General features: G+C 33.7%; 13 protein-coding genes. 10 read left to right on the top strand and 3 right to left on the bottom strand.

Annotated elements, in window-relative coordinates; translation table 11 throughout:
- The first annotated feature begins 10 nt into the window (after positions 1–10).
- From BTO08_RS21935 to BTO08_RS21905, 7 genes are all read left to right on the top strand, one after another.
- Entirely contained in the window at positions 11–2,494 is a 2,484-nt protein-coding gene (locus BTO08_RS21935) for a fimbria/pilus outer membrane usher protein (protein WP_105062643.1), read from the top strand.
- Positions 2,485–3,021, top strand: a complete 537-nt coding sequence (locus BTO08_RS21930; RefSeq protein ID WP_105062642.1) for a fimbrial protein — start codon at positions 2,485–2,487, stop codon at positions 3,019–3,021. The genes BTO08_RS21935 and BTO08_RS21930 overlap by 10 nt, the downstream gene beginning before the upstream one ends.
- Entirely contained in the window at positions 2,975–3,517 is a 543-nt protein-coding gene (locus tag BTO08_RS21925) for a fimbrial protein (RefSeq protein WP_146108453.1), read from the top strand. Before BTO08_RS21930 ends, BTO08_RS21925 begins: the two co-directional genes overlap by 47 nt.
- 6 nt (positions 3,518–3,523) lie before the next feature.
- Entirely contained in the window at positions 3,524–4,477 is a 954-nt protein-coding gene (locus BTO08_RS21920; RefSeq protein WP_105062640.1) for a fimbrial protein, read from the top strand.
- A gap of 106 nt (positions 4,478–4,583) precedes the next feature.
- Positions 4,584–5,303 (top strand): helix-turn-helix transcriptional regulator, encoded by a 720-nt coding sequence (locus BTO08_RS21915; protein ID WP_105062639.1) that lies wholly within the window; start codon positions 4,584–4,586, stop codon positions 5,301–5,303.
- A 634-nt stretch (positions 5,304–5,937) separates the two neighbouring features.
- On the top strand, positions 5,938–6,663 hold the full coding sequence (locus tag BTO08_RS21910; protein ID WP_105062638.1) for an SDR family NAD(P)-dependent oxidoreductase: 726 nt from the start codon (positions 5,938–5,940) through the stop codon (positions 6,661–6,663).
- A 91-nt stretch (positions 6,664–6,754) separates the two neighbouring features.
- On the top strand, positions 6,755–6,919 hold the full coding sequence (locus BTO08_RS21905) for a DUF2256 domain-containing protein (protein WP_080890354.1): 165 nt from the start codon (positions 6,755–6,757) through the stop codon (positions 6,917–6,919).
- Positions 6,920–6,972: 53 nt separating this feature from the next.
- Here BTO08_RS21905 and BTO08_RS21900 read toward each other — a convergent pair whose 3' ends face one another.
- A complete protein-coding gene (locus BTO08_RS21900; protein WP_105062637.1) occupies positions 6,973–8,646 on the bottom strand; it encodes an RluA family pseudouridine synthase in 1,674 nt (557 codons plus the stop codon).
- 502 nt (positions 8,647–9,148) lie between these two features.
- Here BTO08_RS21900 and BTO08_RS21895 point away from each other — a divergent pair.
- Positions 9,149–10,792 (top strand): insecticidal delta-endotoxin Cry8Ea1 family protein, encoded by a 1,644-nt coding sequence (locus tag BTO08_RS21895; protein ID WP_242446323.1) that lies wholly within the window; start codon positions 9,149–9,151, stop codon positions 10,790–10,792.
- Positions 10,793–10,919: 127 nt separating this feature from the next.
- Here the strand turns inward: BTO08_RS21895 and BTO08_RS22420 are convergent, their stop codons facing one another.
- Together BTO08_RS22420 and BTO08_RS21890 are read right to left on the bottom strand one after the other, a co-directional pair.
- Positions 10,920–11,078, bottom strand: a complete 159-nt coding sequence (locus BTO08_RS22420) for a hypothetical protein (protein WP_198038522.1) — start codon at positions 11,076–11,078, stop codon at positions 10,920–10,922.
- Between the two features lie 332 nt (positions 11,079–11,410).
- On the bottom strand, positions 11,411–11,800 hold the full coding sequence (locus tag BTO08_RS21890; protein ID WP_105062636.1) for an MAPEG family protein: 390 nt from the start codon (positions 11,798–11,800) through the stop codon (positions 11,411–11,413).
- Between the two features lie 238 nt (positions 11,801–12,038).
- Here BTO08_RS21890 and msrA point away from each other — a divergent pair, with 238 nt between their 5' ends.
- Together msrA and BTO08_RS21880 are read left to right on the top strand one after the other, a co-directional pair.
- Positions 12,039–12,536, top strand: a complete 498-nt coding sequence (msrA, locus tag BTO08_RS21885) for a peptide-methionine (S)-S-oxide reductase MsrA (protein ID WP_005366207.1) — start codon at positions 12,039–12,041, stop codon at positions 12,534–12,536.
- A 141-nt stretch (positions 12,537–12,677) separates the two neighbouring features.
- Positions 12,678–12,932 carry an HPF/RaiA family ribosome-associated protein gene (locus BTO08_RS21880; protein WP_242446322.1) on the top strand — a complete coding sequence of 85 codons (255 nt, stop codon included), beginning with the start codon at positions 12,678–12,680 and terminating at the stop codon, positions 12,930–12,932.
- Positions 12,933–13,059 lie beyond the last annotated feature (127 nt).

The raw sequence follows: 13,059 nt of genomic DNA, 5'->3' as shown, positions 1-13,059 counted from the left end.
GCAATATGGTATGAAATTAAGAATAAAAATATTTCTGTTTACTTTATTTTATAATGTTAATTGTGTTGCGAATACCTATTTCGATCCTCATTTTTTAACAAATGATGATAGCGATTTAGTTGATCTTAAAATGTTTAATAATGGTTTAGAACTTCCTCCGGGTAAATATAAGGTTTCCGTTTACGTAAATGGGGAATATATTTCAGATAAAGAAGTGAACTTTGTTTTAAATGAAAATAAAACTGAGTTAGTGCCAATATTAACAGTAGGGTATTATATACAGTTAGGCGTTAAAAAAAATATTTTTAAAAATAAAAAATATCAAGATCAAATCGTTGATATTTCAAAATACATTAAATCTGCGACAGCTGTAATTAATGTATCGAAAATGAAATTGTTAATGACAATCCCCCAGGCTAATTTAACTATTAAGCCAAAGGGATATATACCAATTGATGAATGGACTAATGGTGTAAATGCAGGGTTACTTAATTATAATTTTTCTTCAGGTATATCAAAATATGACAATAATTATGAAAGTGATAACTATTTAAATTTACTGACAGGTATTAATATTGGAGCTTGGAGATTTAGAGATAACTCCTATCTAAATCAAAGTTTTAATTCTAATCATAGTAATGATGATATTAGTTCATTTAATAATTTATCAGTATTTGCAGAACGAGATTTGCCATCATTAAGATCGCGATTAAAAATTGGAAGAATATATACACCAATAAGTGATTCATTTACTACGCTTCCATTACGTGGAATCTCATTGTCATCAGTCGATCAAATGAGGCCTGATAGTTTACTTGGTTATGCTCCTGACATTAGGGGGGTTGCGAAAAGTGAAGCAACAGTTTCAGTGTATCAGGATGGCTATAAGGTGTACCAAACACATGTAGCATCTGGACCATTTGTCATTAGAGATATTAATTCATTAACAGGAAATGGTGACCTTAAAGTAATTGTTAAAGAGGCAGATGGCAGTACACATTCATTCATTGTTCCTTACGCCAGTTCACCTTTATTAAAGCGTGAAAATCAAACTGATTACGCAATAACATTTGGTAACTATAGAGGTGAGAGTGGTCCTCACCCTACATTCATGCAAGCAACCCTTAATCACGGGTTTTCACAAGGGGTGACTGCTTCAACTGGTGTGCAATTAGCGAGTGAATATCAATCTTACAATATAGGATTAACGAAAAATCTAGGGAGTTACGGTACGTTAAATACTAGTGTTACAGATAAAAGAATTAAGTCTGCAAATAGTAGAGTTAAGAAAGGAAGTATTTTCGGCGTAAAATATCAGAAAGATTTTATTAGAAGTAATATAAATTTTGGCTTGGATTTTAGTCATTATTCAAAAAATGGTGATTTACAATTGGATGATTCTGAATATTTCATCAATGATAAGACTAATAATGGAAGTTTAAAGAAGAACACACTTTCAATAAGTCTTAGTAAAAACTTAAATAATTCATTGTCATTGTATGTAAATGATAACATTTATAGCTATTACAATAGCTGTAAAAATATTAATAATTTTAATCTGTCCTCCTCATATTATTACAAAGGGATTTCATTTTCTTTAGGTTTAAATAGTCAGTCTAATTATAATGGAGAAGGAAATAATAATTCTGTTTACTTTAATACATCAATTCCGATGTCATTTTTTAATGATGCAAGGATTAATACATCATTAAATGATAAAATTGATGATATAAGTTATGGGTTATCAACTGATTTGAAGGGAGATTCAAGTAGTCAATTAGGTATAAATGGTAGTTTAAATAATGGAAATCATTTAACTTATGGTATCAATATAAATAGGTATAAAAAATCAAGTGGTATGAGTGTCAATGTTAATAATAACAATAATTATGGCAGTCAAGGTTTGATATTCGGTAAAGATAACAATGGGTATAATATTAATTTTAATGCCACTGGTGGTATGATTTATTATAATGGCAATATAATACTAGGTCAGCCAATATATAACTCAAGCGCATTGATTGAAGTTAATGATGCAAAAAATATAAAAGTTACTAATGAATCAGATGTTAAAACTAATAAATCAGGATTTGCAATAATTCCTACACTTAACGACTATCGAAGTAATCGTATTGCTTTAGACCCTGAGTCTTATCCTAATAATGTAGATATAGCTATGCCTATAATAAATGTTGTCCCAACTGTTGATGCTATTGTTTTAGCAAAATTTAATGCGAAAATTGGCTATAAAGCGTTATTTAAACTTAACTATAAAAACGGAATTATTCCGTTTGGAGCATCAGTAAACTTACTTGGTGATAATAAAATATCTTCAATGGTATCTACAGATGGTTCTGTTTATCTAACAGGGCTACCTAAAAATGGTAAATTAAATGTTGAAATAAATAGAAATGAATCATGTCAAGCGAGTTACCATTTATCTAATAATGAAACCAAAAAACCGGTGATAGTGAAAGGGTTATTATGTCAGTAAAACTAGTATTATCCTTTATATTCATTTTTTTTGTACAGTCAGCATATTCTATTACGTTAGTTAATGAAATTAAAAAGACATCGATAAATATTACTGGAAATGTCATTGATAATAGTTGTGAAGTAGTCCCTAATAATATAGATGTAAATTTGTTTAATAATCCATTAAAGCAGTTAAGTTATAAAGGTGCTGTGACAGCTAATGTTTTATTTTCAATAAATCTTATTCATTGTGGTGATTCTGTAAAAGCGATAAAAGTTGTGTATAAAGGCGAAGAAGATAATATTGATAAAAATCTATTGGCAATAAATAAAGTACCAGGTTCGACAGAAGGTGTTGCAATCCAATTACTAAATTCAAACAAAATTCAAAAACCGATTAATCAATTAATGAATAATACGCAATGGATACCATTACATCCTGGTAGTAATGTGATCAACTATTATGCACGACTAAAAGCGACAACTAATAAGGTAATCTATGGACATGTCCGTTCCCAAGCAATTTTTAACATTGAATATTTATAAAAAAAAGTATTCTTTAATTTTATTATTGTTACCTTTTTTTTCTAATACAGCATTCAGTTCTGGGCCGCCTAAAATTACTGTTTATGGTAAAGTAGTTATATTACCATGTGAGTCTGTACCCGTTAATGAAAATATTGATATTGGGACATTGAAAACAGGTGATTTTATTAATAAAAGATCTTTTAGCCCATGGAAGCAGTTAACATTACATTTAGAACATTGCCCAATTAACAATTTTACAGTACGTGCTACTTTTAATTCTGAAAAAGGCATTAACGCCGGTGATTTTAAAAATACCGGAACGGCAAAGAATTTAGATATTCAAATTAAAAATGATGATAATGATCAATTAGTAAATAATGGTAGCTATGTAGAAAAAAAAATTATACATAACTCTGTGGATTATTCCTTATCAGTAAGAGCTTATAGTCCTTCGGGAAATATCACTAAAGGCACGATCAAATCAACAATCGCTGTTACTTATCAATATCTGTAGGTTTTTATGATTAGAATATTTATATGCTTTTTTCTTTTGTTTTCATTCAATTCTTTTGCTTTTACTTGCAGGGTTCGATCTACAGGACAAATAATTAGTTATAGAGGTGCAAAACAGGCAGACGTTACTGTTAGTTTAGTACCAAAAATTGGAGCGCATGAAAACATAATTATTGATTTTAGTCAGGGGTCTAGTGAGATTGACTGTAAAGATGATTTTCCCCAGTGGGTAATTGATATCTTTTGGCCAACGGAGGGTAATGAATTTATTGCGCCAGAAAAAATTAAAAATGGGTCTCTTGATTGGTGGGGAAAGAGGTATAGTTTCCCTATGCAAGCGCAACTTGGTGATACTCATGAGATATCAGACGGTGCGTATCATCCCCTAGATGTAAAGTTTACTTTATCACCAACTTCTAATGCGAATGGAGTGATAATTAAGAAAGGTCAACCGATCGGTTATTTTGAATATCATCAGGAGAATCGTCCGGCGAAAGGATCGAAGATGAAGAATTTACGTGACGATGGTGATACATATGGATGGCGAATTTTGGCTGGAAATGATGTTGTTATACCGACTGGTACTTGTGAAGCCAATGCGTATGATACTCAGGTAACACTTAATAATTATAACCCAAACAAATCTTCACGAAAGAATGTTGATTTAAGTATACATTGTGCTAAATCTACAAACTTGAGTTATAGTTTAGAAGGCCAATTAGAAAGTAACACCGATAATAGTGTATTCAAAAATACTGCTGATAATCCTGCTAAAGGCATTGGTATTAGCTTTTTTAACAATGGAAAAAAAATTAATAAAAATGAAGTTCAAAAAATAGGAACAGTAAATAACTCTTATAAATCGTTAAACTTATCAGCGGATTATGGTGTTGTAAAAGGAGTCCCTCTCTCTGCCGGGGACGTAAGATCACAGGTGACAGTGAATATCACTTATTCATGAAAATACGATAGTTTTCATTTTTTGTTAGTTGTTATCGTTATTTGTATATTATCTTTTAAATGTAATACAAATATAATTTTAAAAAATTATTTATTCGTGTGGAGTTATGTTAATAGTAGAGAAAGAAAAGAAGTTTGCATTAAATACTTTATTAGATAATAAGGTTTCTTTCTTAGCAAAGAATAATCATATTATTTCTTTTTCAGGATGTGAAAAGATAACTATAAAATCATCTTCTGGTTGTGTTGATTATAGTGAGAATGAAATTATTCTTTTAGAGAAAGGTCATGTTTACAAATTTTTTTTTATGAATACTGAAAATATAGATGGAATTATTTACTCTATAATTAACAAGCGTTGGAATAAGTATTATAAATTTTATTTTCATTATCTTAAATCAAAAGTAGAAGTGTTATCATGTGGTTTAGGAACAGAAAACTATATTATTAATGCATTGTATGTTAATTTTTATCATACCGTTAATGATAAAATGATTTCTAAATTTAATGAATCAGATATTATTAATTCTATTACATGTTTAGTGTCAAATGATTTGAAAAGAAAATGGAGTTACGATTTAATTTGTGAACTTCTTTATTTATCGCCTGCTACTTTATATCGGGAATTAAGTAAAAAAAACACTTCACTAAAAGAGTTAACTAATCATTTACGTTTAACGGAGGCTGCTACTTTACTTCGTGGGACTAAATTATCAGTAGGTAAAATTGCACATGAAGTTGGTTTTGGTAGCAGTTCTTATTTTGGCAAAGTATTTAAAAAGAGTTTTAACTGTACACCTGTTGAATATCGTAAACTGATTAACTAACTGAAAAATTTTAATGATTTTATTAAGTAATACGATTTCCCATAACTTATATATTTAGTTTATTTTTTATAGAAATATAATTGCCAATACAGTTTTCATGTTGGGATTAGTCTTTATATTAATAATATTAAAAGTAACCTTAACGATAAATCAATAAATTTACCATAGCACAAGGAAGTGCACCTTTTATATCTAACAAAAAATTGTAGTTAAGAGGTGGTTCTAATATCAATGCAGGTTTAAATGATTTTGAGTAATCAGTTAATAATTGTGATGATATATTAGCGTTACCTAACGTTTGAGTTAAAAAAACTATTAAATGGAGAGATAATTATAAATCATTTCTCTCTGATAAAAATGAATGATGAATAATAAGAGGAATTGATGTTATTAAAAGGTGTTTTTGATGATGAGTAAGAAGCAAATAGACAAGATGTTTTATAAAACTATTGAAAGAGCATTTGATAAAACTGGAACCGTATCATTATTATCAATCATCAATAGTCAAAGTAAACATAGACTTAAAGAAAACCTCTATTTAAAAAAGAGGTCGTCTAATGAAAAATAAATTTTTGTGTGGTAATTTTTACATCTTAAAATTAACAAAATAATAATTATGAAGGTTTAAGCTAGTATGAACACAGATGTTAAAGGAAAAAAATGGGCCTTAATTACTGGTGGTAGCCGTGGTATTGGAAGATCTCTTGCTCATTATTTTGTTGAACAGGGGTTTTCACTTATATTAATTGCTTGTAATGATGATGGGCTAATAAAAACAAAAGTTGAAATTGAATCACAATATCCTTTATCTCAAGTAGATATATATAATGTTGACTTTAATTTATCTGAAGAAATGGAAATGGTTATTCCTATTATTCTAAATCGTTATGAAAATATTGATGTATTAGTAAATAGTGCAGGTGTATTAATTGCTGGCAATATTTCGATGTCCTTTACTGATTTGAGTCGTTTAATCAATGTTAACTTATTATCAACAATGATGGTTTGTAACTTTGTTGCGACTAAGATGAAGCAACAAGGTTTTGGTGAAATCTATAATATTGGCTCTACAGCAGGTTTAGTGCCGGTAAGTAAGATTGCAGCTTATTCAGCGACTAAGTCTGCCATTATTAGTTATAGTCAGTCGTTATACGATGAACTACTTCCATTTAATATCACCGTGTGTTGTCTTTGTCCGAGTGTTGTAAATACAGATATGACAAATGACGGAAGAATTTCTAACGAGTTAAAGATCGAACCTGAAGATTTAAATAAAGCGATGCAATTTATAAGAACGTTATCTTCTGGCGCTGCTATGTCTATGTTGTCCATTCGTTGTCGAGCCATTGATTTAGAATAATGATTAATTCAACCTTTTGATTTATTACTATGATCGATGTGCTGGCTTTGTGCATATGTTTAATAGGGCTCACGAACATTAATTATATTCTATGCACAAAAAATCAAATTTACCCGCTAAGGTGTGTGTGGTTTGCCAACGACCATTTACTTGGCGCAAGAAGTGGCAACAATGTTGGGATGAAGTGAAGTATTGCTCTGAACGTTGTAGGCGCTCACGCCAGCATGTGGATTCATCAAGAAAGAAAGTAGGCTGACACATAACAAAAAATGTGTCAGCCAATGTCGTTTTTACGGTGTTATTTAGGCTTTAAAAGTCTTCAGCGACTTCAAACACCATACGCTCGCTAGTTGTTGGATGGTTGAATGCCAAGTATTGAGCATGTAAGCATAAACGATCGCCTTTTTGCCCGTATAAATCATCACCGACAATAGGCATATTCATCCCTTTAACATGAGCAGAATGCACACGAAGTTGGTGTGTACGACCTGTTTTCGGGTAGTAATAGACTTTGGTTCTGCCATTTTTACGCTCAAGCAATTCCCATGTGGTTTGTGCTGGCTTGCCGTATTGGTAACACACGATTTGACGAGGACGATCGTCTAAATCTACACGCATTGGAAAATCAATCAGCCCGTTATCACTTTCACTGTTACCTTCTAATAGGGCAACGTAACGTTTTTCGACAGTACGCTCAATAAACTGTTTTTGCAGTGCTTTGTGAGCATCTTTGGTTAAAGCAATCACCATTAAACCAGAGGTCGACATATCTAAACGATGGACAATCAACGGGCTATCGCTATTTGGGAACATAGCTTGCATTCGGCTATATACTGAATCGGTAATGGTTTTACCGGGCACAGATAAGAACTCCGCAGGTTTATTAACAATCACCATCGCATCGTCTTGATAAACAATACTTAGCTCTTTGCCTTCGGCTGGGTTTTGCTCTAGCGGATTCTCGTCTATCTCAATGCCAGACAACATATGGGCTAAAATAGGCGCACATTTATTTTTTGATGCTTCATAAAAATAAGCATGTTTTAGCATTTGTGGCGCGGGGGACTTACCCCACCAGAAATTTGCCATTGCTAACGGTGTTAATTGGTGGTTAAACGCATACTGAAGCAGTTTTACGATAGCGCAATCGCCCGCACCTCGTAATGGCTCATCAAACAACTGGTTAAGATCTTTATATTCCCCAAACTGATCGACAAAGCGGTATTGGCGATGAATAGTTTGTTCTAATTGTGCTGCTAATTTACTTTGCTTAGCTTTCAGTTCAGCAAGTGCAGTGGTATCTGCTTCAAGCTGTTCGCTTAGTGATTGCAGCGTTTGTTGCCACTGTTGGCGCAAGGCTTTTTGCTGATGTTTATCGTAAGCGCTTTCACGGGCTAGGCGATGAAACACTTCAGTTTTAACGTTTTCATCATCACTTTGCTCGGCAGCTTTGCGTTGTAATTTACGCTGTTTTCGCTGTTCAATCATCTGTAAACGAAAGGCTTCAGATTCTTGCTCAGCTTGCGTTTTCGCTTGAGTATATTGCTGTTGCAGCGCAATGAACTGAGGCGAAGACGCAATAGATTCAATGTCAGATTCTAGTGCTGTAAGCGCGCGTTTAATCGCTTGGATCTCAGGATCGGTGTTAAGCGCATCAAACACAGGTGGAACAAAGTGGGGTAACTGTGTTTGCCCTGCGATAGTGCCTGAAAATGCCGATAGATAACCGATGTTACCTTGCTCGCTTTGTACCACTAACACACCGAACATATTGCCAATGGCGTGATTATCACTGTCTTCATTTAAGCGATCTAAACCAAAATCGTGTTGCCATTCGGTTTGTGTCTTAAGGTGTTGTTGCAACTCTTGTGCAGCTAACACGCTAAGTGGATGTGGCTTATAACAAAAAGGATAAGTAAAACGTTCAGGTAAGGCGATAGCCTCAATCGATGAGCGAAATGGAGTAAAAAGGGAATCGTACATGGCTTAATCTATCGCAAAATGGGGCGTGGATTTTACCACTCTATGAGGGAGAGTACGAGTGATTGGATTTAGCTACAGGGTTAACGGCCATATTTGCCGTTCATGTCCTCACTTTTGCTGATTAAGAAATAACGCTTTCAATAAAAAACTATAACCATATTCTGCAACACTAGCCCCTTTGGTTTATTTCAATATTTACATGTAATTTAGCGCATGCCTTTCGCTATTATATAAGTAGTGACCCATTTCTTATTTCTACACGTAATAAAAGAGTTATTAGAATGTTGCTTTTAATATAAGTCGCAACAACCTAGTAATGCTGGGTTCTTATTTTTTATTACTTCTTCATGGTTTTTTACCGAACGTTAACATTGTAATTTTCTGACGGGGTATTATCAGTGGCAGAATGTTGCGAGTATTTATGACTTCATGGCTTAAGGTACGAGTAATTGCATTTAGCCACAGAGTTATCAGGCATAGTATTTATTATTAAGATGTATTTATGAATGATAGAAGATTAGCGTTAAAAAAAATATCAGCATTAGTTGCGATGTCTCTGTTATCAGGCAATAGCATTGCTCGTAGTTTAGGCGGTAATAACGAGTTAAGTAGTGATAAAGGTTACACTATTAATTACCCTGACTTTTCAGGTTCAGATGTGATTGAAATCTTTAAAAGTTCACTGGGTTTTGCTTTAAATTTTATTCCTGAAGTTGGCGGTGTTGTGTCATTTCTCGTGCGTTTATTGTGGCCGTCACCGAAAGAAGATGTTTGGGGAAAAATAAAAGACAAAGTAGAAGAACTGATTGATGAAAAATTAGACGAAGAGGTTTTTTCAAGACTAAGTACAATAGTAGCAGGCATGAATCTCTCTCTAAAAAATTATTTAAAACTTGTCAAAAGCGCTTCTCCTGAGGAGATAACGTCTCTTATTATTACGATAAATGATGACTTCATAAGAGAGGGCCCAGAGTTTCAACAAAAAGGCTATGAATATGTTTTGTTTCCATTATATGGTGTTTTCGCTTCGTTACACATGACTTTTTTAAGGGATGTTTTACTGCATCACAAAGACAATCTATCTAAAAATACGTATGACTTGTTAAAATCAGAAATGAAAGATTATAAAAAGCAATATTCTGATTACTTTAAACTGATGGTTAAAAACCAAAGAGATAAATTGGAAAAAAACAGTCCTCCTGCAGGGCAACATCGTACTGATACTTACAATTATTTTTTTGCGTCCAACGCCATCGCTGTAAAATATTGTGATGACTTTATAGAAATGTTTAGGCAAATGGATGTTGATGCAAATCCAGCTCCATTTAAATTGGATTCAAGTAAATTTCCTGATATTTACTCTCCAGCTTACGGCACTGCGGATGATTGGGATCAAGAGTGTAATGAAGTTACCCATGGTGGAAGTGGGGTGATAGGAGGAGTATATAGAGAGCCAACGCTATCTTTCACTTCACTGTATCTTGATTACTTCGATGGGCGCCCAGTAAACTTAGATGTTTATTATCCGGATGGTAAGGGACCTATTAATAATGATGGTCATAGAGTAAATAAAACAAATATTATTGCTTATCCAGCATCAGGGGTCGAAACAAAAAATGTCACGATAGAGAGTATTGAAGGTGAAGAATTTCCAATATCCTATGCAGTAATAAAGTCTCAGAGTCTACCGTCACATTTAACGCTGTATGATATTAATGATAAAGATTATGAGTTATGGGATAGTTATGAGGCTCAATTCCAACATGAACATAAAGTCGCATTTTTTCCTCGTCGACTTTCAACGATGACAGCTTGGACTCATAGTGCATATTTTCATCAGGCTATAGGTTGTTTGATTTTGGGCTTTACTTGGGTACCACCTAAAAATAAGAATGAAGAGTTTCTTCAGCAACATTACATATCATCCATTGAAGAGCCAGATCTTGACGTGTTAAGTGAAATTCATCAATTAGATGCTTACTCGTGTATAACATCTGAACATGAGGCTGCTCGTGATGAATTTTGGGCCTATGCCACAGATGGGAACGATGATGATAGAGGTGATAGGCGCGGTGGTTCTGTTGATGCATTGCCGTTAGTTGGGCTGGCAGGAGCGGCGCTTTTAAAAGAAGCGGTGAAGAAATAAGGTATTGTATTTGGAGAGTCATCTTAATGACTCTCTAGATATTACTAATGAAAAGAATACAAATACTGCTATTTATAAATGTATAAAGTAAAAAGGGAACTTGGCAGTATTTACGCGGTAAGATCCTCTAATCTGGCGTCTTAATTTGCTGTTCTTGTTTTTCTTTATTCTTCAGTTTTCTGTCTTGATCGAAGTGCCACTTGATCGCAAAATATCCTGCAACCATTAACGCAATGACTTTAATCGCCATAGCGACATAAGGGAAAAAGTCTGTCCAGTGATTCATCGTAAATCTCCATTCCAACCGATATCAGATTAATAACAAAGAATGTGTTATCAATAAAATTCAATAAAATCTGCCATCGTTAAATTAATATCAAAAAATCGCATGCAAAATATCAAAATATATCCAATTACACATAGGATATAGCGCACAGATATAAAAATGGGTTGTATTTTATTGAAATAAAAAGCCCCTCTAGTCACATATTTGGAATGAGGGGCAATGGTTTATGATGACCTAGACACTTGCATATAAATGTATAGTTAGGCTAATGCTTTTTATCAAGTGCATTTATCAAGTCGCACCTTCAATTTACTTTTATGTCTTACTCTTGATTAACTCGACAGGCATTGTCCCATAATGATAAATGAACAGCCGATTGCTATCGTCCAAGCGATGGAACGCAAAACACCGAGATTTATTAGATACAGTATGTGGTAGACAACTCTAAAGCTAACGTGGAGAAGTGCCAAGAACTGAATTTTTTCATTTGTGGTGCCTGTTGCGATAGCTAACACAATTGCCATGGAAAAAATAATAAGTGATTCAAAGGCATTTTGATGTGCTGCTAATGCTCGCGCTCCGAAGCCATGCAATTTCGCCTGTTGGTCTCGGGGATGGTTATTATCGTAGCCGCCAGCTCTATGCATTGCGACGGCGAGAGGTATCTTGGCTATGTAAGGAAGTAATGCTGCGGCAATTAAACTATAAATTAAAATATCCAATGAATCGTCCCTGTCTTTATCAACTAGCTATTTTATATTAATAAGTATACTTGTTCTTTACCGTGATCATCAGTCAATTAGGTATATGAAGGCAGAATCTATTGCTAAATTAAGATTTTTCTTGAGGACGTTGAAATAAGTTTTTAGCTGTTTTTCAATCACAAATACTGTTCATCCCTGACGATTTATTGATAGGGTATATATTGAATTGGGATTTAAGAAAGCGAAGGAGTTAACGATGGCACAACAAAAAGCAATACTTGCTGGCGGCTGTTTCTGGGGGATGCAAGATCTTATTCGTCGTCAAACAGGGGTGATCACAACCCGTGTAGGCTATACGGGTGGTGATGTGGCAAATGCCACTTATCCCAATCATGGTACTCATGCTGAAGCCATTGAAATAACCTTTGATGATGACCAAACCAGTTTTGAAAATATTTTGGCGTACTTTTTTCAAATTCACGATCCAACAACAACCAACCGCCAAGGTAATGATATCGGTACTTCTTATCGCTCTGCGATTTTCTATACTTCAGAGGCGCAAAAAAACACGGCCCAAGATTTGATTAAGCGTATCAATGCTTCTGGAATTTGGCCGGGAACGGTAGTAACAGAAGTCGTGCCAGCGAGTGATTTTTGGCAAGCAGAGCCAGAACACCAAGATTATTTACTTCACCGACCTAATGGCTATACCTGTCATTTTCCGCGTCCTGATTGGGTATTACCTGAAGAATAAATGTGAAGCTAAGTAATTTTGTGAGTATTAATATTACTTTTTTAGAATGAGACTTTTTTTATTTTTAGGCTTACATTCAGTGCCAGATATTTAAGAGAATTACTGAGGTGTATCATGAGCTTAAAAATCAAATGTGAACATATGGAACTAACTGATTCAATCAAAGCAGTAGTATCTGACTATATTGAAAAGATGATAATTATCGACCCTGAATTTAAACATCTTCATGTTGATATCATCAAAGAAGATACAGGCTACGCTGTTGATTTAAACATGGATACAGAAGTGTTCCATAAAGTTAGTGCTAAAGCACATAATGTAAATTTAGAAGAATGTATTAAAGAAGCATTTTTCCATTTTGAAAAAGTGGTTGAGAAGAAAGCAGCGCATCAATAATTTTATGCTATTGCATTTCTTGTCATCAAAATTAAAGGCTCGTAATGAGCCTTTTTTATTGTCTGCGTATTACGGCTATTGCTCTAAAATGAATGCAATATCCAATCACATAATGATGAATTTAATT

The sequence above is a fragment of the Photobacterium angustum genome, assembly GCF_002954615.1.
Classification (GTDB): domain Bacteria; phylum Pseudomonadota; class Gammaproteobacteria; order Enterobacterales; family Vibrionaceae; genus Photobacterium; species Photobacterium angustum_A.
The sequence above is the reverse complement of the archived record's forward strand: the minus strand, read 5'-3'. Positions and strand labels throughout refer to the sequence as shown.

Bases quoted from the DNA above. Each gene is read 5' to 3' on its own strand.
- BTO08_RS21935 (WP_105062643.1), top strand. From the start codon at position 11: ATGAAATTAAGAATAAAAATATTTCTGTTTACTTTATTTTATAATGTT.
- BTO08_RS21930 (WP_105062642.1), top strand. From the start codon at position 2,485: ATGTCAGTAAAACTAGTATTATCCTTTATATTCATTTTTTTTGTACAG.
- BTO08_RS21925 (WP_146108453.1), top strand. From the start codon at position 2,975: ATGGACATGTCCGTTCCCAAGCAATTTTTAACATTGAATATTTATAAA.
- BTO08_RS21920 (WP_105062640.1), top strand. From the start codon at position 3,524: ATGATTAGAATATTTATATGCTTTTTTCTTTTGTTTTCATTCAATTCT.
- BTO08_RS21915 (WP_105062639.1), top strand. From the start codon at position 4,584: ATGTTAATAGTAGAGAAAGAAAAGAAGTTTGCATTAAATACTTTATTA.
- BTO08_RS21910 (WP_105062638.1), top strand. From the start codon at position 5,938: ATGAACACAGATGTTAAAGGAAAAAAATGGGCCTTAATTACTGGTGGT.
- BTO08_RS21905 (WP_080890354.1), top strand. From the start codon at position 6,755: ATGCACAAAAAATCAAATTTACCCGCTAAGGTGTGTGTGGTTTGCCAA.
- BTO08_RS21900 (WP_105062637.1), bottom strand. From the start codon at position 8,646: ATGTACGATTCCCTTTTTACTCCATTTCGCTCATCGATTGAGGCTATC.
- BTO08_RS21895 (WP_242446323.1), top strand. From the start codon at position 9,149: ATGAATGATAGAAGATTAGCGTTAAAAAAAATATCAGCATTAGTTGCG.
- BTO08_RS22420 (WP_198038522.1), bottom strand. From the start codon at position 11,078: ATGAATCACTGGACAGACTTTTTCCCTTATGTCGCTATGGCGATTAAA.
- msrA (WP_005366207.1), top strand. From the start codon at position 12,039: ATGGCACAACAAAAAGCAATACTTGCTGGCGGCTGTTTCTGGGGGATG.
- BTO08_RS21880 (WP_242446322.1), top strand. From the start codon at position 12,678: ATGGAACTAACTGATTCAATCAAAGCAGTAGTATCTGACTATATTGAA.